The sequence below is a fragment of the Pseudomonas peli genome, assembly GCF_900099645.1.
Lineage (GTDB): Bacteria > Pseudomonadota > Gammaproteobacteria > Pseudomonadales > Pseudomonadaceae > Aquipseudomonas > Aquipseudomonas peli.
Genome location: NZ_FMTL01000002.1, coordinates 152,942 through 178,084, shown reverse-complemented (window position 1 = coordinate 178,084; position 25,143 = coordinate 152,942). Strand labels below are relative to the sequence as shown.

Here is a 25,143-nt window from a genome sequence, read left to right as displayed (position 1 = left end):
TCGGCTTTAGCCGCGAGCGGAAACCGCGACGGCACGCACCTGGTCGCCCGCCGACAGCTGCAGGCGCTTGGCGGTTTGCGCATCGACCACCAGAGTGCCTGCGGCCAAACGCGCCGGTGCGGCAGTAATCCGGCAGGCCTCGCGCTTGCGGTTGTGGATCAGAAACTGCGGCGCGTCATCGCCCGGGGTGCCGACGGCCAGCACCAATACCTGACTGTCCTGCACGGCGCGAATTTTCGCGGTTTCGGCCTCGATGGCCGGACCGGCGTCGAAGATGTCGACATAGCCCTGGTAGCTGAAACCCTCACCCTTGAGCATGGCCAGCGCCGGCTCGGTGTCCGGGTGGACGCGGCCGATGATGTTGCGCGCATCCTCGGAGAGGAAGCAGGTATAGAGCGGAAACTTGGGCATCAGCTCGGCGATAAAGGCTTTGTTGCCCACCCCGGTGAGGTAGTCAGCCTGGCTGAACTCCATCTTGAAGAAGTGCCGGCCCAGGCTTTCCCAGAACGGTGAACGGCCCTGCTCATCGGACATGCCGCGCATCTCGGCAATCACCTTGTCGCCGAACAGCTCGCGGAATTCGGCGATAAACAGAAAGCGCGCCTTCGACAACAGCCGGCCATTCAGACCGCTGCGCTGGTCGCTGCGCAGAAACAGCGAGCACAGCTCGGAGTTGCCGGTCAGGTCGTTGGCCAGGAACAGAGTGGGTATCTGCCGGTGGATGTTCAGCTCCTGCGAGGCGCTGACGGTCAAGCCGACCCGGTAGTTGTACCAGGGCTCGCGCAGGCCAACGGCACCTGCAACAGCCGAGATACCCACCACTTCACCGCTGTCGTCTTCGAGCACGAACAGGTAGTCGGCATCGGCACGCGCGGCTTCACCACGGAAGGTTTTCTCGGCCCAGCCCACGCGGTGCGCCAAACGCTCCTCGTTGGCCGGCAAGGTAGTCAGGCCTGCGCCGGTGCTGCGGGCCAGCTGAAACAGAGCCGGCAGATCGGTGCTGCGGACGGGACGAACGATCATGCGCTAACTCCTTAAACCGCAACCAGGCGTACGCTGACGCCTTCGCCGACGCCCAGGGCCTCGGCGGCCGCAACACTCAGGGTGACCGGCTTACCCGGCACCCAATCCAGCTCCGCGACAATCGCGCGGAAATCCTGCAGCTGACCGTTGCTGACCAGATACGGCCGCCCGCCTTTGCCAGGCTCACCGATACGCACCGGCACTACACGGCTCTGGGCAATCGAGCGAATGCCCGACGTGCGCGCGTGCAGAGTCGGGCCACCATCGAAAATGTCGATGTAGTGGTCAGTTTCAAAGCCTTCGCGCATCAGAATGTCGAAGCTGATCTGCGCCCGAGGATGCACCTGGCCCATGGCTTCCTGCGCCTCATCCGGCAGCAGCGGCACGTAGATCGGGTAATGCGGCATCAACTCAGCGAGGAAGGTGCGGCTCTTCAACCCACACAGGCGCTCGGCCTCGGTGTAGTTCATGTCGAAGAAGTTGCGCCCCACAGCATCCCAAAACGGCGAATCACCGCCTTCATCGCTGTAGCCGACAATCTCCACCACCACCGCATCGGCAAAGCGCTCCGGGTGATTGGCGAGAAACAGCAAACGGCCACGGGAATTAAGTTCCGACCAGGCGGTGTTCACCAACGGCCGTTCGACGTAGAAGCTGGTCAGCAGACTGTTGCCGGTAAGGTCGTGGCACAGCGAGAGTACGTGGATCTTGTTGTGGATCTTCAGCTCGCGGGAGTTGTGCACAAAGGTTTCGTTGCGAAAGCTGTAAAACGGCTCGGAGTAGCCGGCCGAAGCGACGATGCCGGAGCAGCCGACTAGGCGACCGCTCTCGCTGTCTTCCAGCACAAAGAAGTAACTTTCTTCACCGTTGAAGCTGACTTCGGCGGAGAACGAGGCCTCCGACGCGGCGATCTTTTCGCGCAGACGATCGCTGTCGTCCGGCAGTGAAGTCACACCAACCGGGCTGTCCGCGGCGAGACGCTGCACTTCAGTGAGGTCGGCCATTTGCGCGGGGCGCATCACCAGCATGGTGCCACTCCTTTTGATAAAAGCTCCAAGCTGCCCAAACCGGGCGGCCTAGAGAAAACCGCAACCAACGCTGCGGCACACACAGAGACAGGCTTCCTTGCTGTTAGCTCAACCCATCCGTGGGTCGAGCGGGCACAGCCTGATCCACAGTATAACGGCAGGCCAGGCCGGCAATCAGGCTTGGGTCAGCTTGGCCACAGCACGTTCCAAACGCGCCAGACCTTCATCGATATCGGCGTCTTCCACCACCAGGCTCGGGGCGAAACGCACCACGTCGGGGCTGGCCTGCAGCACCATTACGCCTTCCACCGCAGCGGCGTCGAGAATTGCCTTGGCCTTGCCCTTCCAGGCATCGGACAGCACCGCACCAATCAGCAGACCAAGGCCGCGTACTTCGCTGAACACGCCGTACTGCTGGCCAATCTGCTCCAGCTTGGTTTTGAAGCGCAGATGCTTGGCCTTCACCCCGTCGAGTACTTCAGGCGTGTTGATGGTGTCGATCACCGCCTCACCGACCGCACAGGCCAGCGGATTGCCGCCGTAGGTGGTGCCGTGGGTGCCAACGGCCAAGTGTTTGGCCAGTGCTTCGGTGGTCAGCATCGCGCCAATCGGGAAACCACCGCCCAGGCTCTTGGCGCTGGAGAGGATGTCCGGAGTCACGCCGTAATGCTGATAGGCGAACAGCGCGCCACTGCGGCCCATGCCGCTCTGCACTTCGTCAAACACCAGCAGCGCATTGTGCTGGTCACACAATTCACGGGCCGCTTGCAGGTAAGCCAGGTCAGCCGGCAGCACGCCGCCTTCGCCCTGAATCGGCTCAAGCACCACGGCGCAGGTCTTGTCGGATACCGCGGCCTTCAGCGCGTCGATATCGTTATACGGAATGTGGCTGATGCCCTGAATCTTCGGGCCGAAACCGTCGGAATACTTCGGCTGACCGCCGACGCTGACGGTAAACAGGGTGCGACCGTGGAAGCTGTTGGTCGCGGCGATGATCTCGCACTTGTCTTCGCCGAACTTATCGAACGCCACGCGACGGGCCAGCTTGAAGGCGGCCTCGTTGGCTTCGGCGCCGGAGTTACAGAAGAACACGCGATCCGCGAAAGTAGCGTCGATCAGCTTCTTGGCCAGGCGCAGGGCCGGCTCGTTGGTGAACACGTTGGATACGTGCCAGAGGTTGCCGGCCTGCTCAGTGAGCGCCTTGACCAGCGCCGGATGAGCGTGACCCAGCACGTTGACGGCAATGCCGCCGGCAAAGTCGATCAGCTCGCGACCGCTTTGATCCCATACGCGCGAACCGGCGCCACGTACTGGGATAAAGGCAGCGGGTGCGTAGTTAGGCACCATCACTTGGTCGAAATCGGCGCGTTGTACCGGGTGACGATTCACCGGGTCGTGCTGAACGGACATCTGAGCTCTCCTGACGAGGAACACCTGCATTCAATAGCAGGCGATGTGAAGGATTGTAGGGACTGATCCGGGGTCGGCATTGCCGCCATGCGACAACTTCTTATAGCGCCAACCCGAGGAAATCCGCTGCTTTCGCAAATGCGACAGAAAGCATCGGGAAGGCGCAGTTTAAATGCAGCCACCGGCCTTGGCGCGGTTTTCTCGGCCGCGCGGAAAAGGAATTTGGCCGCCCAGGCAGCCGGAATAAAACAAGAGTGATGGCCTGGCTAGGCTGTTACCGGAATCACTGCTGGTACCGGCGGACTGTCCAGACAGAGAAACTCGATCAAACGGGCTTTCTGCGCCATGGCGTCCTGATAACCCAGCTCGATCAGCTCGTTGCAGTAACCCGGTTCGAACAGCAGGTAACTCAGCACCCCGGCACCGCTGGCCTTGGTCGCCCCCGGGCCACGCAGAAACAGGCGCAACGCCTTGGGCAGTTCATGGCGATGGCGCGCGGCAATCAGGTCCAGCGGCTGACTGGGGGAAATCACCAGCACATCCACCGGCTTGAGCCCCAGGCCACGCGGGTGATTTTCGGCGGGGATCAGCCGCCCCATCTGATTAAGCCGCTCAAGCAGCTCGATATCGCTTTCTAAATTGTCAATAAAGGTACTGTTGAGCATATGCCCACTGATCTGCGCCAGGCTTGGTGGTCGGTTCTGCTGTGACCGCACCACCGGCACCTGAGCCTGTGGCCCAGCCGCCGGATTGCCACTGACCCCGACCACAAGCACCCGCGTCGCCCCCAGGTGCAAGGCCGGACTGATCGGCGCGGACTGGCGCACCGCACCGTCGCCGAAGTATTCACGATTGATTTTCACCGGCGGAAATATCAGCGGAATCGAGGCACTGGCCAGCAGGTGCTCAAGGGCCAGGCGGGTTGGCACACCGACACGCCGATGGCGGAACCAGGGGTCGATAGCGGCGCGGCCTTGGTAAAAGGTCACGGCCTGGCCGGTCTCATAACCAAACGCCGTCACCGCCACCGCGCGCAGCTGCCGATGGCGAACGGCGGCGGCAATCCCACTGAAATCCAGCTCACGCCCGAGCAGATCGGCCAGCGGCGCGCTGTCGAGCAGCGCCACCGGCACCTGACCACCCAACCCGAGCATGCTGTGGCCAATAAAACGACTGGCCTGGCGCAATACGCCCGGCCAATCGCTGCGGTACACCTGATGGGTATGAAAGCCCTGCCAAACGCTGGTCAGCCGGCGCACGGCTTCGGTGAAGTGCAACGCGCCGCAGGCCAACCCCACCGCATTGATGGCACCGGCCGAAGTACCGACGATAACCGGAAAGGGATTGTGCGCGGCGTTGGGCAGCAAGTCGGCAATCGCCGACAACACACCAACCTGATAGGCCGCCCGGGCGCCACCGCCGGAAAGGATCAGCCCGGTAACCGGCTGATTGGTTGAAGCAGTGAGCGGCATAGGCTGTTTCCTATTATTTTTCAGCCAGTATAGGAGCCACTCAGGCGCACACGGAACAACCCAACGCCAAGAAACCTCACCTCAGCGCACAACCCGCCAATTGGATGGCGGCCCTAACGTTTCTTCTTATAGAGCTTCGGCTCGCCTTCGGGCCGCGTCTTGAAGCGTCGGTGCGCCCATAGATACTGCTCGGGGCAGGCACTGATCGCCTGCTCGATCCACTGATTGACGCGCAGGCAGTCGGCCTCTTCGCTGTCGGTTGGGAAATCCGCCAACGGCGGATGAATCACCAGGCGATAGCCTTGGCCATCGGGCAAACGCTGCTGGGTAAAAGGAATCACCTGCGCGCGGCCCATGCGGGCGAACTTGCTAGTGGCGGTGACAGTGGCCGCCGGCACACCGAACAGCGGCACAAACACACTACGCTGGGCGCCGTAATCCTGATCAGGCGCATACCAGACCACCCCGCCGGCACGCAGCAGCTTGAGCATGCCGCGCACATCATCACGACCAATCACCCCGAGCAGGCGCTGCTCGCGGCCGCGACGCTGCACGTAGTCAAACAGCGGATTCTTGTGCGGGCGGTACATGCCGTACATGTTCTGAGCCATGCCAAGCAGGCCGCCGCCCATTTCCAGCGTGGTGAAATGCAGCGCCATGAGGATTACGCCCTGCCCGTCGGCTTTGGCCTGGCGAAGATGCTCCAAGCCCTCAATAGTGCCCAAGCGACGCAGGCGCTCAGCGGGCCACCACCAAGCAATGGCCATTTCAAAAAAGGTGATGCCGGTGGAAGCAAAGTTTTCCTTTAACAGCGCCTCGCGCTCGGCGGCGGACATCTGCGGGAAGCACAGCTCCAGGTTGCGCGCGGCAATCTTGCGCCGCGAGCTGGCCAGGCGGTACATCACACCGCCCAGGCAACGCCCCAGCCGCAGCAGCACCGTGTAAGGCAGCTGCGCAATCAGCCACAGCAGGCCCAGGCCTAGCCATAGGGGCCAGAAGCGGGGATGCAGGAAATAAGCGCGAAATACAGGGCGATCCATAACACAGGTCCGAGGCACGCAATAAAGCGCGGCATTCTATCAGGAGTTTGTCCGGCGCCTGGTTTCGCGGCGCGCAACTTGCGAGCGCGCGGCGTTATCGCTATAAGTCCGGCTTACTTTTCCCCCAGTTTCTAAACAAGGGCCGTATCAGGCAGACCATGAGCCAAGCTGATCTCCTCGCGCAAGACCCCGTATTCCAGCTTAAAGGCAGCATGCTGGCCATCACCGTGATGGAGCTGGCGCACAACGACCTCGCCCGCCTCGACCAGCAGCTCAGCGAAAAAGTTGCCCAAGCCCCGGCCTTCTTCAGCAACACCCCGCTGGTGCTAGCCCTGGACAAGCTGCCCGAAGGCGAAGGCATGCTCGACCTGGCGGAGCTGATGGCGGTCTGCCGCAAGCACGGCCTGCGCACGCTGGCGATCCGCGCCAACCGTGAGGCCGATATCGCCGCCGCCGAAGCCCTGGATTTACCCGTACTGCCGCCCTCCGGCGCACGCGAACGGTTGATTGATCTGGCCCCGCCAAAACCGGAAAAGCCCGCTGAACCCGAATTTAAACCAAGCAAGATCATCACCAGCCCGGTACGCGGCGGCCAACAGGTGTACGCCCAGGGCCGCGACCTGATCGTCCTGGCCCCGGTCAGCGCCGGCGCGGAACTTCTCGCCGATGGCAACATCCATGTGTACGCCCCGATGCGCGGCCGAGCACTGGCCGGGATCAAGGGCAATCTCAAGGCGCGGATCTTCTGCCAGCAGATGGGCGCAGAGCTGCTGTCCATCGCCGGCCAGTACAAGGTGGCCGAAGACTTGCGCCGCGACCCGCTCTGGGGCGAAGCGGTGCATGTCAGCCTGTCGGGTGACGTGTTGAACATCACCCGCCTTTAACGGATACTGCCGCCACTTTTCAAACAGGGCAGCCGGACGCCTGAATAGGCCACGGAACCTGCGTTTTCTCTACACTTTAGGGTGAATCACCTTGGCCAAGATCCTCGTTGTTACGTCCGGCAAAGGTGGCGTCGGTAAAACCACCACCAGCGCTGCCATCGGTACCGGTCTCGCCCTGCGCGGGCACAAGACTGTCATCGTCGATTTCGACGTCGGCCTGCGTAACCTTGACCTGATCATGGGCTGCGAACGCCGTGTGGTGTACGACTTCGTCAACGTTGTGAACGGCGAAGCGACCCTCACCCAGGCCCTGATCAAAGACAAGCGCCTGGAAAATCTCTACGTGCTGGCCGCCAGCCAGACCCGTGACAAAGACGCCCTGACTCAGGAAGGCGTTGAAAAAATCATCAACGAGCTGCGCGAAAATTTCGAATACGTGGTCTGCGATTCGCCGGCCGGTATCGAAAAAGGCGCGCACCTGGCCATGTACTTCGCCGATGAAGCGATTGTCGTGACCAACCCGGAAGTCTCCTCGGTACGTGACTCCGACCGCATGCTCGGCCTGCTGGCCAGCAAATCGCGCCGCGCCGAGAAGGGCGAAGAGCCGATCAAGGAACACCTGCTGCTGACCCGCTACAACCCTGAGCGCGTGGTCAAAGGCGAAATGCTGGGCGTGGAAGACGTCGAAGAAATCCTCGCCATCCGCCTGCTCGGCGTGATCCCGGAATCGCAAGCCGTACTCAAGGCCTCGAACCAGGGCGTGCCGGTGATCCTCGATGACCAGAGCGATGCAGGCCAGGCTTACAGCGACGCGGTTGACCGCCTGCTGGGCAAGGAAGTGGCACATCGGTTCCTCGATGTGCAGAAGAAGGGATTCATGCAACGCCTGTTTGGAGGTCGTGAATGAACATTTTTGACTTCTTTCGTGAGCGCAAGAAAGAAACCACCGCGTCCATTGCGAAAGAGCGTCTGCAAATCATCGTCGCCCACGAGCGCGGCCAGCGCAGCCAGCCGGACTACCTGCCGGCCCTGCAGCAAGAACTGGTCGAGGTGATTCGCAAGTACGTCAATATCGACTCGGATCAAGTACAGGTTGCACTGGAAAACCAGGGCAGCTGTTCCATTCTGGAACTCAACATCACGCTCCCCGACCGTTAATTGGTTCAGAGCATGCAACGGCGGCCCAGGCCGCCGTTTCTATTTGTGGAAAACCCATGCCGCTGTCGAATGTCGAAATTCTCCACCAGGACGCCGCCCTACTGGTGATCAACAAGCCCACCCTGCTGCTCTCGGTGCCCGGCCGCGCCGAGGATAACCGCGATTGCCTGGTCACCCGCCTGCAGGAAAACGGATACCCGGAAGCGCGCATCGTCCATCGCCTGGACTGGGAAACCTCGGGGATTATCGTCCTGGCGCGCGACGCCGACAGCCATCGCGAGCTGTCCCGGCAGTTCCATGACCGCGAAACCGAAAAGGCCTACACCGCCCTGTGCTGGGGCCAACCCGCACTGGACAGCGGCAGTATCGACCTTCCACTGCGCTACGACCCGCCGACCAAGCCGCGCCACGTGGTCGACCACGAGCAGGGCAAACATGCCCTGACCTACTGGAAGGTGCTGGAACGCCACGCCGAACATTGCCGCGTCGAACTCACGCCCATCACCGGTCGCTCGCACCAGCTGCGCGTGCACATGCTGTCCATCGGCCACCCGCTGCTCGGTGACGGCCTGTATGCCCATGAACAAGCCCTGGCCGCTTACCCGCGCCTGTGCTTGCACGCCAGCATGCTCAGCCTGACCCACCCACAAACGGGCGAGCGCATGCGCTTCGAGTGTCCCGCGCCGTTCTGACGCGCCAAGCACCGCATCAAAAACAAGCGCCCAGCGCTTAGAACTTATTCAAGATCTCGCGAGCTAGAGCCCTGCAAGGCAAAAACAGGCGAGGAAGCGGAGTGTACTTTTGTACATGAGCATTCCGAGCCGGTTTTTAACGCAGCAGGGCCGACGCTCAGCAGATCGTCGACGGACTCTCAGCCCTGCTTGCGCGGCCAGATCAAACTAAAACAGGCCCCGCCCAGTTCTTCGCTGCGACTGATCTGCGCGCGACCGCCGTGCCAGTAGGTGATCCGCCGCACGATGGACAGGCCCAGGCCATGCCCACCCGAGGCGCGGGTGCGGCTGTCATCCAGGCGCAGGAATGGCGTAAAGATGTGTTCCCAGGCCTCTTCCGGTACGCCCGGGCCGTCATCTTCGACATCCAGGCGACAACGCTGCTGACCCACGTGGTAACTCACGCGCACCCGCGATTCGGCATGGCGCATAGCGTTGCTCACCAGGTTTTGCAGGGCGCGGTGCAGGTAGCGCAACTCGGCTTCAACCTGCGCACCGCCACCATCCAACGCATTACGCGAAGGACCGTGTTCGACCCGCACGCTGGCGCGCAGCGGCGCCAGCTCGGTGATCACCTGATCAATCAGTTCGTTCAAATCGACCGGCTGGAAGTTCAGCGCCGGCGCGCCCTGCTCCAGGCGCGCGTAGGTGAGCATCTCGTCGACCAGCTTGTCGAGGTCCTGGATATCGCTGTCCATGCCCTCCATATATTTACGTCGCGCCGTATCGGTTTCCGCGTCGCCGATCATCTCCAAGCCAAAGCGCAGCCGCGCCACCGGCGTGCGCAGCTCATGGGACACCGCACGGACCATTTCACGCTGAATGCTCAGGGAGCGCTGCAGGTGCTCGGCCATGGCGTTAAAAGCTGCCGCCAGGCGCCCCACCGAATCACTGCCTCGGGTTGGCACACGGGCATCCAAACGGCCACTGGCGATGCGTGTAGCCGCGCCTTCCAGATCACTCAGGCGTTGCTCAAGAGGCCGCACCAGCAGGTAAACCATCAGCCCGATCAGGTTCAAGCCCAGGGCGCCAATCAGCACCAGCCATTGCGCCGGATACGGGTTCATCTGATACAGCGGGCCGATTTCCAGCACCCAGGGCGTGTCGACGATGCCGGAGAACACATGAATGCTGTCACCGCCCCGGCCCAGGGCCATCACCGTATCGCCTTCATCCACGCGGCGGCGCTGGTCAGGGTCGAGGTCAGCTTGGTCGAGGCGCACCAGGCGCAGGTCAAAACCGAACTGTTTGTCCTGTTTCAACGCGGCCAGCCGTCGCGGCTGCTCATCCCAGGGATAGCGCACCAGCTCGTCGATCAACAGAAAGCTGGTGGCACGCGCGAGCTGCTCACTGACCTGCTGCACGTCGGCAATCAGCAGCAGCGGCTTCCCGTCCAGCTGGCTAAATATGCGCGCCTCATGCGGACCGGTCTGGTGCACCACCACCTGACCACGGCGCAGGCTGTTGCGCGCGCCGCTGTCCAGCCCGGCACCCTCCAGCGCCTCGATGCGCAGTGGAATGCCGAGCAAGCGCCCCCACACCGTCACGGCGCGACGCCGCTCGATGTCGACCATCGGCGCGAGGTTATCGGCCATCAGGCGGAAGGTACCCTGTGCCAGGCGCTCACGGTATTGATCGACCCGCACTTCGTTGAGCAGCTGCAGCGCACCGACGCCGAGCAGCGCGACGAGCACTAGCACCGCGAGCATGCCGCCATAAATGCGCAGGAAGATTGAGTTCATGCCAGCGACTTCATGTCAGTGCTTCAGCCGCTTCGGCCACAAACAGATAGCCCTTGCTGCGCACAGTCTTGATCAGCCGTGGGTGCATAGGATCGTCACCGATTTTCGGGCGAATGCGTGAAATGCGCACGTCGATGGAGCGGTCCTGGCCGTCGTATTCGATGCCGCGCAGGGCGTTGAAGATTTCCTCGCGCGAGAGAATCCGCCCGGCGTTGGAGGTCAATAACCACAGCAGGTCGAACTCGGCACTGGTCAATTCGATGCTCTGCTCACCGAGCCACGCTTCACGCATGGCGCTGTCGATCACCAGCGGACCGAACTGCAAACGCCGGCGCTCACTCGGCGCCTGCACTTCACTGCCCTCATGACGGCGCAGCAGCGCGCGGATACGTGCCAGCAGCACACGCGGGCGCACCGGTTTGCAGACGTAATCATCGGCGCCCATTTCCAGGCCCAGCACCTGATCCATGTCGTCGGTACGCGCGGTCAGCATCAGGATCGGCCCGTCGTATTGCCCACGGACCTTGCGGCAGATCGACAAGCCATCTTCGCCCGGCAACATCAGGTCGAGAATCACCAGGTCAGGCTGCTCTTGCAGAATGCGCGCAGCGGCCTTCGCACCATCCATCTCGATGGCGACATTCAGGCCATTGCCCTGCAGATACTCACGGGTCAACTCGGCCAGGCGCTGGTCGTCTTCGACAATAAGAATGTGCCACGACTGCTGCTCCACAACGGACTCCTGCCAACACGGAAACGGCCGGCATTGTATCAATGCCCCGAGCACTGCATAGCGCATGCCACATTTCTGTAAAAACACTAGATGTAGTATCACGCTGAGAGATAGGCCACGTCTGGGCAACCGGCAGAAATAGGCCAATCAACACCGACGAACGGTACACCCCAGCAAGCATGCGGGCTTGCCGTCGATCGCGCGGTTTAACCCACAATTCACCCACAACTTATCCACAGGTTGTTCTTGCTCTCTCGCCTTGCAATACCCCAGATAGCGCATTATCTTGTATGCCAATCGCGCGACACCCACCACATGTTGGGTTTAGCTTGGCAACCGGATACAAGAAGAATGACTCGCACACGGCCTGATCCCAGCCCGTCACCGGTCGCCTGAAAGACCTTTGCAGTACGCCTGCTCTACCGCAGCAGGCCACCCTTCAGTGCAGCGCTTGGCGCGCCTGAAAATGAATAAAGCGGCGACCGCACACGCGGTTGCACCACTAGATGTAGTAGTTGAGGCGCCAAAAGCGCCTTGACGTGTGACTCTTGAGCCAGGAAGGCGCTTTAGTCGTACCTTCCCTGCCCAATTTGCAAGTCCCCATGTGCCCGGCCTCTGGCTGCGCCCATGGCATTGTTGAAATGGAATGAATGGCAGTAGCCACAGTGATCGACGGCAAAGCGTCTAACTAATAAATACAGAACATGGAGACTTTCATGCACACCGACACCTCCCGCGAGAACCCGCAGGCCAATGCGCCGCAGGCTAACGATGACAACCAGAGCCTGAGCGCCACCGCGCCGGGTCAACTGCGTGTGATCAAGCGTAACGGCACCGTAGTACCGTACACCGATGACAAGATCACCGTTGCCATCACCAAGGCCTTTCTCGCTGTTGAAGGCGGCACTGCAGCTGCCTCGTCGCGTATCCATGAAACCGTGGCGCGTCTGACCGAACAGGTCACCGCCACCTTCAAGCGCCGCATGCCGTCCGGCGGCACCATCCACATCGAAGAAATCCAGGACCAGGTTGAACTGGCCCTGATGCGTTCCGGCGAGCAGAAAGTCGCCCGCGACTACGTGATCTACCGTGAATCGCGCAGCCAGGCGCGCAAGACCGGCGCCGCCGATATTGCCGAGCCGCACCCAAGCATTCGCGTTACCCACCTCGACGGCACCGTTGCGCCGCTGGACATGGGCCGCCTCAACACCATCGTTACCGAAGCCTGCGAAGGCCTGGCGGAAGTCGACGGCGCGCTGATCCAGAAAGAAACCCTGAAGAACCTCTACGACGGCGTAGCGCAAAGCGACGTCAGCACCGCACTGGTGATGACCGCACGCACCCTGGTTGAGCGTGAGCCGAACTACAGCTACGTCACCGCGCGCCTGCTGATGGACAACATCCGCGCCGAAGGCCTGGGCTTCCTCGGTGTCGCCACCAGCGCCACCCACCACGAAATGAGCGAGCTGTACGCCAAGGCCCTGCCGGCTTACATCGCCAAGGGTATCGAGTTCGAACTGCTCAACCCGGTGCTGGCCAGCTTCGACCTGGAAAAACTCGGCAAAGCGATCAACCACGAGCGCGATCAGCAGTTCACCTACCTGGGCCTGCAGACCCTCTACGACCGCTACTTCATTCACAAGGACGGCACCCGCTTCGAACTGCCGCAAGTGTTCTTCATGCGCGTAGCCATGGGCCTGGCGATTGAAGAGAAGCAGAAAGAAGACCGCGCCATCGAGTTCTACAACCTGTTGTCGTCCTTCGACTACATGGCCTCGACGCCGACCCTGTTCAACGCCGGCACCCTGCGTCCGCAGCTCTCCAGCTGCTACCTGACCACCGTACCGGACGACCTGGGCGGCATCTACGACGCCATCCGCGACAACGCCCTGCTGTCCAAATTTGCCGGCGGCCTGGGCAACGACTGGACCCCAGTACGCGCCCTCGGTGCCTACATCAAAGGCACCAACGGCAAGTCGCAAGGCGTGGTGCCGTTCCTCAAAGTGGTCAACGACACCGCAGTTGCAGTTAACCAGGGCGGCAAGCGCAAAGGCGCGGTCTGCGCCTACCTGGAAACCTGGCACATGGACATTGAAGAGTTCATCGAGCTGCGTAAGAACACCGGTGACGACCGTCGCCGCACCCACGACATGAACACCGCCAACTGGATCCCGGACCTGTTCATGAAGCGCGTGTTCGATGACGGCCAGTGGACCCTGTTCAGCCCGTCCGAAGTGCCAGACCTGCACGACCTAACTGGTAAAGCCTTCGAAGAGCGCTACGAGTACTACGAAGCCCTGACCCAGTACGGCGGCAAGATCAAGCTGTTCAAGACCATCCAGGCCAAAGACCTGTGGCGCAAGATGCTCTCGATGCTGTTCGAAACCGGCCACCCATGGCTGACCTTCAAAGACCCATGCAACCTGCGCAGCCCGCAGCAGCATGTGGGCGTGGTACACAGCTCGAACCTGTGCACCGAGATCACCCTGAACACCAACGCCGACGAAATCGCCGTGTGCAACCTGGGTTCCGTGAACCTGCCAAACCACATCGTCGACGGCAAGCTGGACACCGCCAAGCTGGAAAAGACCATCAAGGTCGCCGTGCGCATGCTCGATAACGTTATCGACATCAACTACTACTCGGTACCGCAGGCGCGTAACTCCAACTTCAAGCACCGCCCGGTTGGCCTCGGCATCATGGGCTTCCAGGACGCGCTGTACCTGCAGCACATCCCGTACGGCTCCGATGCCGCCGTGGAATTTGCCGACAAGTCGATGGAAGCGGTTAGCTACTACGCCATCCAGGCCTCCTGTGACCTGGCCGACGAGCGCGGCGCCTACTCCACCTTCGAAGGTTCGCTGTGGAGCAAGGGCATCCTGCCGCTCGACTCGCAGCAGATCCTGATCGAGCAGCGCGGCCAGAAGTACATCGACGTTGACCTGACCGAGTCCCTGGACTGGGCTCCAGTGCGTGCCCGTGTGCAGAAAGGCATTCGTAACTCCAACATCATGGCCATCGCACCGACCGCTACCATCGCCAACATCACCGGCGTATCGCAGTCGATCGAACCGACCTACCAGAACCTCTATGTGAAATCGAACCTCTCGGGCGAATTCACCGTGATCAACCCGTACCTGGTTCGCGACCTCAAAGCCCGCGGCCTGTGGGACTCGGTGATGATCAACGACCTCAAGTACTACGACGGTTCCGTGCAGCAGATCGAGCGCATCCCGCAAGAGCTGAAAGACCTCTACGCCACCGCGTTTGAAGTCGATACCAAGTGGATCGTCGATGCCGCCAGCCGTCGCCAGAAGTGGATCGACCAGGCGCAGTCGCTGAACCTGTACATCGCCGGTGCCTCGGGCAAGAAGCTCGACGTGACCTACCGCATGGCTTGGTACCGTGGCCTGAAAACCACCTACTACCTCCGTGCCCTGGCCGCGACCAGCACCGAGAAGTCCACCATCAACACCGGCAAGCTGAACGCCGTGTCCAGTGGTGGCAGCGAAGGCCTGAGCGCAGCACCGGCCAAGGCCCCGGAAGTGGAAATGAGCGCAGGCCCAGCTCCAGTACCAAAAGCCTGTGCGATCGATGAACCAGACTGCGAAGCCTGCCAGTAAGGTGTTCGGCAACGCGCGGATCTGAGCGGCATTCGCGGCGTTACCTGCCGGAGCGGCCCCCATCACGTACATGCGTACGCTCAGGGGCTCCACTCCAGCAGGTGCCTAGCGACTACTCGCTCAGCTACACGCTTGAACGTCGAGCAAAAGTAAAAGCAACACGTTCAGTCCCCTCGCCCGCTTGCGGGAGAGGGTTAGGGAGAGGGCAAAAGCTCTCCCACTTATTACCAACCCCCGCCCTACCCGGCGTGGGCTTCGGGGCAACGGCCAGTCATTAGAGCCACCCCGACCAGCGGTACCCGTTTTAACCTTGCGCGCGATACGCAACGGAACATAATCAGAAATATCTGTATATCCATACAGGCCGGTTATTTCACCGGCCCGCAAGCAGGAGCCAAGCCATGCTGAGCTGGGATGAATTTGACAAGGAAGACGGCGCCGACGCCGTTGTAGCCAATAAAGCCTCTGCCCAACTGGCAGACATGAGCATCGACAAACTCGACCAGGTGGGCGGTGCTGCCGCCGTTGAAGCCCGCGCCGTGGCCGCTGACGACAGCGACGCCGTGGCCCGCGCCAAAGCCTCGCTCGACCAACTCGACATCGCCGAAGGCCTGGCCGAGCTGGAAGGCACCGCCGCGCGCGTAGCCGTTGACGAAAAACGCATGATCAACTGCCGCGCCGACCTCAACCAGCTCGTACCCTTCAAGTACGACTGGGCCTGGCAGAAGTATCTGGATGGTTGCGCCAACCACTGGATGCCGCAGGAAGTGAACATGAACGCGGACATCGCGTTGTGGAAAACTCCGGACGGCCTGACCGACGACGAGCGCCGCATCGTTATGCGCAACCTCGGCTTCTTCTCCACCGCCGACAGCCTGGTTGCCAACAACCTGGCCCTGGCCGTGTACCGCCTGATCACCAACCCGGAGTGCCGCCAGTACATCCTGCGCCAGACCTTCGAAGAGGCAATCCACACCCACGCCTACCAGTACTGCATCGAATCGCTGGGCATGGATGAAGGCGCGATCTTCAACATGTACCACGAGATTCCATCGGTCGCGAAGAAAGCCAGCTGGGGCCTCAAGTACACCCGTTCGATCTCCGACCCGACCTTCAACACCGGCACGGTCGAGACCGACAAAGAACTGCTGCGCAACCTGATCGCCTACTACTGCGTACTGGAAGGCATCTTCTTCTATTGCGGCTTCACCCAGATCCTCTCCATGGGTCGCCGCAACAAGATGACCGGCGTGGCCGAGCAGTTCCAGTACATCCTGCGTGACGAGTCCATGCACTTGAACTTCGGTATCGACGTGATCAACCAGATCAAGATCGAAAACCCGCACCTGTGGGATGCCCAGCTCAAAGACGAAGCCACCCAGATGATCCTCCAGGGCACCCAACTGGAAATCGAATACGCACGCGACACCATGCCGCGCGGCGTACTGGGCATGAACGCGGCGATGATGGAGGACTACCTCAAATTTATCGCCAACCGTCGTCTGACCCAGATTGGTTTGAAGGAAGAGTACCCAGGTACATCTAACCCGTTCCCATGGATGTCGGAAATCATGGACCTGAAGAAGGAGAAGAACTTCTTCGAAACACGGGTTATTGAGTATCAGACTGGTGGGGCGTTGAGCTGGGATTGATTCCAGTCACTCACTAAAGAGATTAGAGCGCTTTACCTGAAGTTAATGTTTGGGGTGGCGATCAGCAAGATCAAAAGCCCTGCCTAGTGCGGGGCTTTTTTTTGAACTCGGAATGAAGAAACTTCCGGAAAAATCTTGACCGTCAACCTTAGGCAAACGCGATGGATAACAGATCACCACTACTGCGAAACACAGCCATACAACTATAACAAACTGCTCTCCCCCTGCGGGCCACACCACATTTAACCTGCATCCAGACCAAGTGCAACATTAATATAATGATTACATAACAGCCACAAACACGGCCTCAACACCCTTAATATACGTACAAGCGTTTTCGCCGAACTAATCAGCTTTTGGTTCAGTCAGCAAAGACCTCAAAACCGACTCGAATAGCAATGATAATTTCAGCTTACTTTATAAAGGATCACCTGAATGCATGACTACGCAATTTTCGGCCATAGTCGAGCTTCAATAGGCAGATGGCTAGGTGTCGTATCCGTAATTTTTACTGGCGCAGCATCATCCTTACTTTTCTGGCTGTATCAGGCAACCCAAATAGAAGCACTTACAACAGCTGTTATCACGCCAGCAGTAATTTATTTTATCCTGCACTACCTATTCAACAAATACGCATGGAAGCTTCCATTCTTCAGCATCCCTGACATCGGTGGTACATGGTCAGTAACTGGGGAAACGCTAAATGAAGATGGAAGCACAAGATACAACTGGAACGCAGAAATCGACATTGAGCAAACTTGGGAAAAAATATGTATCACTCTAAAAACCACCCAAAGTTCAAGTGAGAGCTATACAGCAACACTCGGCAAGAAACCGGGAACAAAAAGCGGATGGGTTTTGCACTATAGCTATACCAATAACCCAGAATCCGACCAGTACCACGAGTTTAACTCTCACAAGGGATATTGCGAGTTAGTTTTCGATAGAAATTTAAAATCAGGCGTGGCCGCGTACTTCAATAGCAATGGCAGAAGAACCTTCGGCAAAATGTCGCTGTGCAAGGAGGAATCATGATCAATTTTGAAAACAGACTGGCCAGCCTGAAAAATCGGCGACAAGGAACGGCGGAAAGAGATCGCATTGAAAAAGGGTTGTATTCCTTCGCCGGAGATCAGCGACCTACGGAAGCACATGAAAAGCTTCGGGAAAATGCAGCAATCAAGTATGTGATAGGAGCCATGGCTGCTGTCAGTTCTGAGTCGACGAGAATATCGAAAGATGAGGGGGAACGAGTTGCATCAACCTTAATTGACCTACTTAAAACTAGCGGAATTAGCGCTGAAATGCGGATGCAAGGCTCGGTTGCGCTGGATATTCACATTGAAGGTCACTCCGATGTAGACATGCTAATTTTAAAGGCAGATATCATCACCATCCAACGCCCAGCTTTGCCCGGAACCAACTATGTTGATGCTAGCGATACTCGTCCTATAGTTGAGATTGTTAGCGAACTCAGAAAACAGTCTGAAGAAAAACTGAAAAGCAGATATTACGCGGCAGAAGTCAATATTTCAGGCAGCAAGTCTATAGCACTAAGCGGTGGCAGTTTAAAAAGAAAGGTTGATATTGTCCCTAGCATCTGGCATGACACTCATGACTATCAGAGAACTAAGCTAGATCATTTCAGAGTCGTGCAAATTTACGACAAAGAAAATCACACACTTATTGACAATAAACCACTTCTTCATATCAAAAAGATCAATGAGCGAGACGCACTCTACACAGGCAATCTCAAGAAAACTGTTCGACTAATGAAGAACATTATTGCTGACATGCCTGACTACAAAAAGAACAAAGCGAAGAAGCTGACTAGCTATGACATCGCAGGAATAGCATTCGCAATGAATGAAAAATTGAATTGTAGCCAATATTTTCCATTGGTATTGCTTGAAAATTTACGCTCATTTCTTCTAGTTCTAACCTATCTTGAGGAGCCAAGAAACTCCTTGATGGCTCCAGATGAATCTAGAAAAATATTCAATACAGATGAAAAAACAGATGCGCTACGAATCCTATATGAAGAAGTTAACTCTCTAGCAATTGCAGTACAAACTGCGATATCCCCTTACCAAGAAAAATATGACGGCGAATTGCTGAAGAGGAAGCAAGTCATATTCTTCTAAAGGCAGAAAAGGGGACAGATCTATTTTCTGCGCTGTCCTCTTCTACTGGTTTCGGCTTTACGCCGAGTTACTTTCTCTTTGCTTGTGCAAAGAGAAAGTAACCAAAGAGAAAGCACACCCGACATACGGGTCTGGCTTCGCCAGACTCCCCTCCCTCCGGCACTGTTCCGAGGGTCGTCACGGTGGGCCATCCCTGGCCCATCGTTCCTCGTTTGGCATCCATGCCAAACGCCCCTCTCCACAGCACCTACGCTCGGCCTCCTGACGGGATTCGGGGATCGCGTTGTTTGGGATATTGGTGGGCGGCAAAGCAGAACGTAAAAGCAGAAGCAAAAGCATCGCGGGCAAGCCCGCTCCTACGGTTTGTCCTGCGTTATCACAGACGACGCCAAACGCCCCATCAGGAGGCCGAGTGGAATCGTTGCGTAAGGGGTTGAGCGGCATGGATGCCGCGAGAGCCGCGATGGGCCAGGGATGGCCCTTCGCGGCGGGCCCCTGGAGCAATGATGGAGCGAGGGAACCCGACGAAGTCGGGCCGGATGCAAGGGGCAAGACCTCTTGGTTACTTCTGGGGCGTCTGCCAGAAGTGACCCGCCGTAAGGGCGGAACCGTTAGCCCAAACAACAAATAAGCGGCGTCTGTACACAACTTGGGCCGTTTAAAAACGACAACGGCCCATGGCTAAAACTCAGTTCGAAACCTGCTCCAAGAAAATCAGCTGCAATGGCTCACTGAGCAAATCATCAGCCGTGGCAGCAAACCGCTGAAAATACGGCGTCGCAAAATGCGCATCCAGCGCCGCCTGGTCCTTGAACGCTTCACGCATATAGAACGTGCCCGGCTCAGCCCGTCGCTCAAACAACACGTAATCCAGGTTGCCCGGCTCAGCCCGCGTCGGTTCGATCAGGGTCAGCAAGCCGGCTTTAAGCGCCTCTTCTTTACCGGGTTTGGCTTTGAGTACAGCAAGGGATACCAGTGGTTTGTTCATGGTGTTGGCTCTTTCAAGGGGTTGGCTTGCACATCCGGCGACGGCAGTGAACATCAGCGCACACAGCCAATAACCTAAGTGCTTGATCGGAGGTTTCATCGTTATCACTCGCTGTGGACTGAGCTCATCCTTGTCGATCCCGCCACGAAAAAACACCGACAAAACGCGCTAACACTTTCTTCCACAGCTTGAAAATGAAGCGCCCAACATCGCCATTACCCTGATTTAAGCCATCAATCAGCGCCCTTGAATGAAGAACAGCCAGTAGCCCGGACAACCGCAGCAGCAGTGGATGAACAACGCGTCATCCACCCTAGGGGGCTAACGCTTTACGCAGGCAAACAACGCATTTCCGGAAACGCCATCCCAAGGGATAAGTTTCTGGTAGTCATGCTCAAACACATGCACGTCAAAGTACGGCTGCAACAACGCCTGCAACTCCACAAAGCCCACCGCCACCATCGGGTGCTCGTCGTGCCACACCAGGGTTTCACCGGCCGTGGCCTTTTCGATGCGCAGCCGTAACACCTGCTGCTCACCCTCGCCGGCGTAATGCCAGCCGGAACTGAAGGTGAACTGGCCATCTGCGTACTCAGCGTTGTGTGCGGTAAACAGGCTGTTGTCGATTTTGCCCTTGTCGACCACGTTGAAGCAGAACAGCCCTTCAACCTCAAGCGCCGCATGGGCGCTGGCGATGCAGGCTTTCAGCCGTTCGATGCCGCCACTGTAATGGATGGAATAGAGAAAGCAGGTGATCAGGTCTTGCGGCTCGCTCACGGTGAACGCGCACATGTCCTGCACCGCAAAGTGCGCCTGCGGGCAGCGGATGGCGGCCTTGTCGAGCATCGGCTGGTTAATATCCAGGCCGCTGCTGGTGTAGCCGGCCTCAATAAAATGCTGCACATGCGGCCCCGTTCCGCAGGCCAGGTCGAGGTGGCGGCTGCCGGCATTGCCGAACAGCTGCTGCAGCCGATGAATGCAGTGGCTTTGCGCCTGGTAGTCGATATCGGCGCACATCAGATCGTAATAATCGGACAGGTCGGTGTAGAGGGCATTGATGGACATAGTGACCTGATGATGGGCGAGCCGCTGTGACGGGCGCGCATCATAGCCCAAGCGTGGTCATCGCCTTACAGATCCTGCCCAAAGGCCGCCCTCCGCTCGCACGCGCATGCAAACACGTCCCGCCGAGGACGGTACAATGCCGCCCTTGCCGACTGCCCACTTGCGCCCGCCCGGAGCCAGACTGACGATGTTCACCCTTGTACACCTGAACACCCCTCCGCCCGAGTCGCTGAAAAGCCAGGTGCTGCAGATGGTGGTGGACTACTTCAGCGATATCAGCCCGGTGTCGCTGACGCCCAGCAACCCGCTGTATCAGCTGTACCAGTACGTGATCGGCTACGAAATGCACCTGTACCTGCAGGCGATGGACAGCACCCTCAACGGCCGCGCGCAGTTGCTGCTGGCGCTTGATGACGCGGACCCGTCCCAGGTACTCGGTTTTGCGCTCTACCTGCCCGCCCAGGATGACCCCGAGGCCTGCACCCTGGCCTATATGGCGGTGCGGGCTAACCAGCGTCGTCGCGGGATTGCCCGCGCCCTGCTGCAGCAGATGGTCGCCCAGTACCCGCACGCTGAATTGGCCTGCGTCGCCAGCAAGGTTTCAACCTTCGAGGCCATGGGTTTTCAGGTGCTGGCCGCGCAGGGGCCACAGGTGCTTATGAACACCCGCAGCCAGCGTTCGGACGGTTTGGTGGCGGTGCAGGACCTGGCGCCGATCTTCCACTCCACCGAAGTCCAGCAGATCCACGCCTACCTGGTGAAACAACACGGCAAGCGCGCCATGAGCGATGCCGAGAAGCAGCGCGACCGCCTGCTCGACCAGATGGCCCAGCACGCGCAGGCGCTGGTACGCGAGCGATTGACCGTACATTGATTAAGCGCAGCATGCCTAGGCAGGCACAGACCAACCGCGTGCGGAGAGCTACCATAGCGTTAGCGAACCGCGCAAACAGGGCAGTATATTCACGGCCATGACGTCAAACCCGCACCTGCCTCACGACAAACTACTGGATCTGCTGCTGGACGTTGTCTGCGTAGTGGATGTAGAAGGCCGCTTTCTGTCCGTCAGCGCGGCCAGCGAGAGGGTTTTTGGCTACCGCCCCGAAGAAATGGTCGGCCGCACCGCCTTTGAACTGATGCACCCGGACGACCGCGCGGCTACCCGCGCGCTGGTCAAGCAGATCAATTCGGGCCAGCCTTCGCACGACCACGAGAACCGCTACATCCACAAAGACGGCCATATCGTGCACATCATGTGGTCTGCCCAGTGGCTGGAGACCGAGCAAGTGCGCGTTGGTGTGGCGCGTGATATCACCCAACGCAAGCGGGCCGAGGCGGTGCAGGCGGCGTTGTATGCGGTCTCGGAAGCGGCCCACGCGGCGGGTGATCTGCACATGCTCTACGGCCGCGTGCATGAGGTGATGGCGCAGCTGCTGCCCGCCCGGCATTTCTGCGTGGCGTTGTATGACGCAGCGAGTGATCAGCTGAGCCTGACCTATCAGGTCGAGCAATGCGCCACACCCACGGCCACCAGCCGCTTTTGTGCTGAGGTGATCCGCACCGGCAACGCTTTGCTGTTGACGCCGGAAACCGCCAACCAATGGCTTGCCCAGCATGAACCCGAGGCCGCGCCGCGCGCGCTGGACTGGCTGGGCGTGCCGCTGATCTCCGGCCCCCAGACCATCGGCGCACTGGTGCTGCAGAACCACAGCGCCAAGGAGCGCTACACCGAACAGGACCAGGCGCTGCTGCAGTTTGTCTCCAGTCAGGTGGCGACGGCGATTGAGCGCAAACGCACACAGTCGCGCCTGGAGTTTCTCGCCCAATACGACCAGCTGACTGAACTCTCCAACCGCACGCTGTTTCTCGACCGCCTGCGCAGCGCCCTGCAGCGCGCCAAACGCGACAGGTTGCAGCTGGCGGTGCTCTACCTCGACATGGATAACTTCAAGCAGATCAACGACAGCTTCGGCCACAGCACCGGCGATCTGTTGCTGCAGGAAGTGGCACGGCGTTTACGCCAGTGCGTGCGTGAGTCCGACACGGTGGGTCGCCTGGGCGGTGACGAGTTTGCGGTGATTCTGGACAACATCGGCCGCCAGGAGGATGCCACCCTGGTGGCCGAGAAGATTATTACCGCCCTCAGCGCGCCCTACCTGCTGGATGGGCACCGTTTGCTCAGCGCGCCAAGCCTGGGCATCGCGGTGTACCCCGAACACTGCCAGAACGAATTGCAGCTGGTGCAGTTCGCGGATGAGGCCATGTACGTGGCCAAACGCAGTGGCGGCAAACGTTATGTCGTGGTGGAGAAACCGCAGACATAGTGCTTGGCGGCTCTCACACCGGAGAGTCGCCCCTTCACTAAAGCCATACAGACGCGCGCCGTCAGCCTGCTGGGCTGAGCATCTCGATCTCGCGAATCTCGAAATCCCTGCGCAGGTATTCCATGCGCCGCTGATGAAACTCGCGCATATGCGGCAAGGCGCTGTGAGTGGCCAAGTGCGCCCGTGACTGCCAGACCTCATAGAAGATAAACAGCGTCGGGTCCTGTTGGTCACGCAGCATGTGGTAAGCGATGCAGCCAGGCTCCGCGCGGCTGGGGGCAACATACGCACGGAACAGCGCCTCGAACTCGGCGGCTTTTTCCGGGCGGGTATGGGCGTGCAGGATAAATCCGTAGTGATCAGCCATCGTGGGCTCCTGGCAGGGTGGGTTTAGTTACCCTACAACAACTAAAGCCGGCGTATTCATGCGTTTTAGTCACATGTCATTTGCCCGCCAACGGCTGTTTCGACTCGCCTGCACGACCTAGCATGCGGCCATCATTTACCGAGGCTCATGTCATGAAGAAGATCCTGCTGCTCAACGGCGGTAAACAGTTCGCCCACTCCGACGGCCGCTACAACACCACCCTGCACGACACCGCGCTGGCCTTTCTCGACCGCGCAGGTTTCGACCTCAAGCACACCCACATCGACAGCGGTTACGACATCGCTGAGGAAGTGCAGAAATTTCTCTGGGCCGACGTGATCATTTATCAAATGCCCGGCTGGTGGATGGGCGCGCCCTGGACGGTGAAAAAGTACATTGATGAGGTGTTTACCGAAGGCCACGGCAGCCTCTATGCCAGCGACGGCCGCACCCGCTCGGACGCCTCGCAGAAATACGGTAGCGGCGGCCTGATCCAGGGTAAGCAGTACATGCTGTCACTGACCTGGAACGCCCCGCAGCAGGCCTTCGATGACCCGAGCGACTTCTTTGAAGGCAAAGGCGTGGACGCAGTCTACTTCCCATTCCATAAGGCCAACCAGTTCCTCGGCATGAGCGCCCTGCCGACCTTCCTCTGCGTCGACGTGATGAAGCGCCCGGCCATCGAAGCAGATATCGCCCGCTACGAAGAGCACTTGGCGCGGGTACTGGGCTAAGCAGCCGGCATTAGGGGCAGAGCGGCAAAGCCAGCAGCTGCGCCACAACCCAACTGACCAGGTACACGCCCAGGCCGAACACCAAATGGGTAACCAACGCACGCAATCTGACCTGCCAGGGATTGGCCATCCGCGAGGCCGCCAGGCCCATGCCGAACCCTGGCTGCATCAGCAGCAACGGCGCCGCCACGCTGACAACACCCAGCAGCAATGCCGGTAGCAACGTCGGCTGGCAAAACCACTGCGGCCCTACCAACAGCACAAACAGACCGACGAAGGCCACGCCGATCAGGTAATGACTGCACCAGCCCAGTAGCCGCTCGCCACGCACGGGCTGTGCCTTGCCGATGGCCGCATGCTGGAAACGGCCATAGCGCATATGCCCAAGCCAGCGGCCGACCAGGGCGTAGTCCAACGAGGCAATCCCGAACAAGCGCCGCCGCGCCAGCGCCCAGGCATCCATCAGCAGCGTTGCGCTCACGCCCACCAACAGCACGTGCAGGATCAATTGACTGTTCATATCCACCTCTTTTGCTTTGTCTGAAAGGCTGTTTTCATAAGCCTGCCAGTTCAAGTCAACTTGAGGTCAAGGATGAAAGAGATGGATATCGGCAAAGTCTCGCGCTGGTCCGGTTTGCCAGCGTCGACCCTGCGCTATTACGAAGAGAAAGGCCTGATCCGCTCCATCGGCCGCAACGGCCTCAAGCGCGTGTTCAGCGACTCAGTAATCCAACGCCTGGCACTGATCGCCCTCGGCCGTGAGGCGGGGTTTTCCCTGGATGAAATCGCCACCATGCTCGCCGCAGGCTCCCAGCCAGCGATTGACCGCGCGCAACTGCAAGCCAAGGCCGACGAGCTGGACCGCAGCATCAAACGCCTCAGCGCCATCCGCGACGGCCTGCGCCACGCGGCGTCCTGCCCGGCAGAAAACCACCTGGAGTGCCCTAAGTTCCAGCAGCTGATGAGCCTGGCCGCGCGCACCACAGCCAGAACCAGGGTTCACCCGCCGATCAAATAACGGGGTC

At 59.5% G+C, this 25,143-nt stretch carries 23 protein-coding genes; 12 read left to right on the top strand and 11 right to left on the bottom strand.

Features of this window, described 5'->3' with window-relative positions:
• Nucleotides 1-6 precede the first annotated feature (6 nt).
• The 5 genes from astA to BLO50_RS09505 form a co-directional block, all read right to left on the bottom strand.
• Entirely contained in the window at nucleotides 7-1,023 is a 1,017-nt protein-coding gene (gene astA, locus BLO50_RS09525) for an arginine N-succinyltransferase (RefSeq protein WP_090251788.1), read from the bottom strand.
• A gap of 11 nt (nucleotides 1,024-1,034) precedes the next feature.
• On the bottom strand, nucleotides 1,035-2,051 hold the full coding sequence (gene aruF, locus BLO50_RS09520) for an arginine/ornithine succinyltransferase subunit alpha (protein ID WP_090251785.1): 1,017 nt from the start codon (nucleotides 2,049-2,051) through the stop codon (nucleotides 1,035-1,037).
• A 174-nt stretch (nucleotides 2,052-2,225) separates the two neighbouring features.
• A complete protein-coding gene (locus BLO50_RS09515) occupies nucleotides 2,226-3,461 on the bottom strand; it encodes an aspartate aminotransferase family protein (RefSeq protein WP_090251783.1) in 1,236 nt (411 codons plus the stop codon).
• A gap of 266 nt (nucleotides 3,462-3,727) precedes the next feature.
• Nucleotides 3,728-4,933, bottom strand: a complete 1,206-nt coding sequence (locus tag BLO50_RS09510) for a patatin-like phospholipase family protein (protein ID WP_090251781.1) — start codon at nucleotides 4,931-4,933, stop codon at nucleotides 3,728-3,730.
• A 113-nt stretch (nucleotides 4,934-5,046) separates the two neighbouring features.
• On the bottom strand, nucleotides 5,047-5,973 hold the full coding sequence (locus tag BLO50_RS09505; protein WP_090251779.1) for a lipid A biosynthesis lauroyl acyltransferase: 927 nt from the start codon (nucleotides 5,971-5,973) through the stop codon (nucleotides 5,047-5,049).
• Nucleotides 5,974-6,131: 158 nt separating this feature from the next.
• Between BLO50_RS09505 and minC the strand changes: the two genes are divergently transcribed.
• From minC to BLO50_RS09485, 4 genes are all read left to right on the top strand, one after another.
• Entirely contained in the window at nucleotides 6,132-6,857 is a 726-nt protein-coding gene (gene minC / locus BLO50_RS09500; RefSeq protein WP_090251776.1) for a septum site-determining protein MinC, read from the top strand.
• 91 nt (nucleotides 6,858-6,948) lie between these two features.
• Complete coding sequence (gene minD, locus BLO50_RS09495; protein WP_090251774.1) at nucleotides 6,949-7,764, top strand: septum site-determining protein MinD; 816 nt, start codon at nucleotides 6,949-6,951, stop codon at nucleotides 7,762-7,764.
• Nucleotides 7,761-8,015, top strand: a complete 255-nt coding sequence (minE, locus tag BLO50_RS09490; protein WP_025165363.1) for a cell division topological specificity factor MinE — start codon at nucleotides 7,761-7,763, stop codon at nucleotides 8,013-8,015. The genes minD and minE overlap by 4 nt, the downstream gene beginning before the upstream one ends.
• A gap of 56 nt (nucleotides 8,016-8,071) precedes the next feature.
• On the top strand, nucleotides 8,072-8,707 hold the full coding sequence (locus BLO50_RS09485) for an RluA family pseudouridine synthase (protein WP_090251771.1): 636 nt from the start codon (nucleotides 8,072-8,074) through the stop codon (nucleotides 8,705-8,707).
• A 179-nt stretch (nucleotides 8,708-8,886) separates the two neighbouring features.
• Here the strand turns inward: BLO50_RS09485 and BLO50_RS09480 are convergent, their stop codons facing one another.
• Nucleotides 8,887-10,488, bottom strand: a complete 1,602-nt coding sequence (locus BLO50_RS09480) for an ATP-binding protein (RefSeq protein WP_090251768.1) — start codon at nucleotides 10,486-10,488, stop codon at nucleotides 8,887-8,889.
• A gap of 10 nt (nucleotides 10,489-10,498) precedes the next feature.
• The gene (locus tag BLO50_RS09475; protein ID WP_090251766.1) at nucleotides 10,499-11,221 is read right to left on the bottom strand and encodes a response regulator; all 723 of its coding nucleotides are present in this window, start codon (nucleotides 11,219-11,221) and stop codon (nucleotides 10,499-10,501) included.
• Between the two features lie 716 nt (nucleotides 11,222-11,937).
• On the opposite strand from BLO50_RS09475, the gene BLO50_RS09470 reads away from it, so the two are divergent.
• The 4 genes from BLO50_RS09470 to BLO50_RS09455 all read left to right on the top strand — a co-directional run bounded on the left by BLO50_RS09470 (nucleotide 11,938) and on the right by BLO50_RS09455 (nucleotide 18,640).
• The gene (locus BLO50_RS09470) at nucleotides 11,938-14,844 is read left to right on the top strand and encodes a ribonucleoside-diphosphate reductase subunit alpha (protein ID WP_090251763.1); all 2,907 of its coding nucleotides are present in this window, start codon (nucleotides 11,938-11,940) and stop codon (nucleotides 14,842-14,844) included.
• Nucleotides 14,845-15,245: 401 nt separating this feature from the next.
• Nucleotides 15,246-16,496 carry a ribonucleotide-diphosphate reductase subunit beta gene (locus BLO50_RS09465; protein WP_090251759.1) on the top strand — a complete coding sequence of 417 codons (1,251 nt, stop codon included), beginning with the start codon at nucleotides 15,246-15,248 and terminating at the stop codon, nucleotides 16,494-16,496.
• Nucleotides 16,497-16,931: 435 nt separating this feature from the next.
• A complete protein-coding gene (locus BLO50_RS09460) occupies nucleotides 16,932-17,531 on the top strand; it encodes a Cap15 family cyclic dinucleotide receptor domain-containing protein (protein ID WP_090251756.1) in 600 nt (199 codons plus the stop codon).
• Nucleotides 17,528-18,640: a nucleotidyltransferase family protein gene (locus BLO50_RS09455; RefSeq protein WP_090251755.1), complete on the top strand. Its 1,113-nt coding sequence runs from the start codon at nucleotides 17,528-17,530 to the stop codon at nucleotides 18,638-18,640. Before BLO50_RS09460 ends, BLO50_RS09455 begins: the two co-directional genes overlap by 4 nt.
• A 688-nt stretch (nucleotides 18,641-19,328) precedes the next feature.
• Here BLO50_RS09455 and BLO50_RS09445 read toward each other — a convergent pair.
• Nucleotides 19,329-19,628, bottom strand: a complete 300-nt coding sequence (locus tag BLO50_RS09445) for a putative quinol monooxygenase (protein WP_090251749.1) — start codon at nucleotides 19,626-19,628, stop codon at nucleotides 19,329-19,331.
• Nucleotides 19,629-19,949: 321 nt separating this feature from the next.
• Nucleotides 19,950-20,693, bottom strand: coding sequence for a class I SAM-dependent DNA methyltransferase (locus BLO50_RS09440; RefSeq protein WP_090251747.1), 744 nt, complete (start codon nucleotides 20,691-20,693; stop codon nucleotides 19,950-19,952).
• Between the two features lie 187 nt (nucleotides 20,694-20,880).
• On the opposite strand from BLO50_RS09440, the gene BLO50_RS09435 reads away from it, so the two are divergent.
• Entirely contained in the window at nucleotides 20,881-21,567 is a 687-nt protein-coding gene (locus BLO50_RS09435; protein WP_090251744.1) for a GNAT family N-acetyltransferase, read from the top strand.
• Between the two features lie 97 nt (nucleotides 21,568-21,664).
• Nucleotides 21,665-23,017: a sensor domain-containing diguanylate cyclase gene (locus tag BLO50_RS09430; RefSeq protein ID WP_090251742.1), complete on the top strand. Its 1,353-nt coding sequence runs from the start codon at nucleotides 21,665-21,667 to the stop codon at nucleotides 23,015-23,017.
• 61 nt (nucleotides 23,018-23,078) lie between these two features.
• Here the strand turns inward: BLO50_RS09430 and BLO50_RS09425 are convergent, their stop codons facing one another.
• Nucleotides 23,079-23,384, bottom strand: coding sequence for a putative quinol monooxygenase (locus BLO50_RS09425; protein WP_090251739.1), 306 nt, complete (start codon nucleotides 23,382-23,384; stop codon nucleotides 23,079-23,081).
• A 152-nt stretch (nucleotides 23,385-23,536) separates the two neighbouring features.
• Here BLO50_RS09425 and mdaB point away from each other — a divergent pair, with 152 nt between their 5' ends.
• The gene (mdaB, locus tag BLO50_RS09420; RefSeq protein ID WP_090251737.1) at nucleotides 23,537-24,118 is read left to right on the top strand and encodes an NADPH:quinone oxidoreductase MdaB; all 582 of its coding nucleotides are present in this window, start codon (nucleotides 23,537-23,539) and stop codon (nucleotides 24,116-24,118) included.
• 10 nt (nucleotides 24,119-24,128) lie between these two features.
• Here the strand turns inward: mdaB and BLO50_RS09415 are convergent, their stop codons facing one another.
• Nucleotides 24,129-24,638, bottom strand: coding sequence for a DUF2938 domain-containing protein (locus BLO50_RS09415; protein WP_090251735.1), 510 nt, complete (start codon nucleotides 24,636-24,638; stop codon nucleotides 24,129-24,131).
• A 72-nt stretch (nucleotides 24,639-24,710) separates the two neighbouring features.
• Here BLO50_RS09415 and BLO50_RS09410 point away from each other — a divergent pair, with 72 nt between their 5' ends.
• Nucleotides 24,711-25,136, top strand: a complete 426-nt coding sequence (locus BLO50_RS09410) for a helix-turn-helix domain-containing protein (protein ID WP_090251732.1) — start codon at nucleotides 24,711-24,713, stop codon at nucleotides 25,134-25,136.
• Nucleotides 25,137-25,143: the final 7 nt, after the last annotated feature.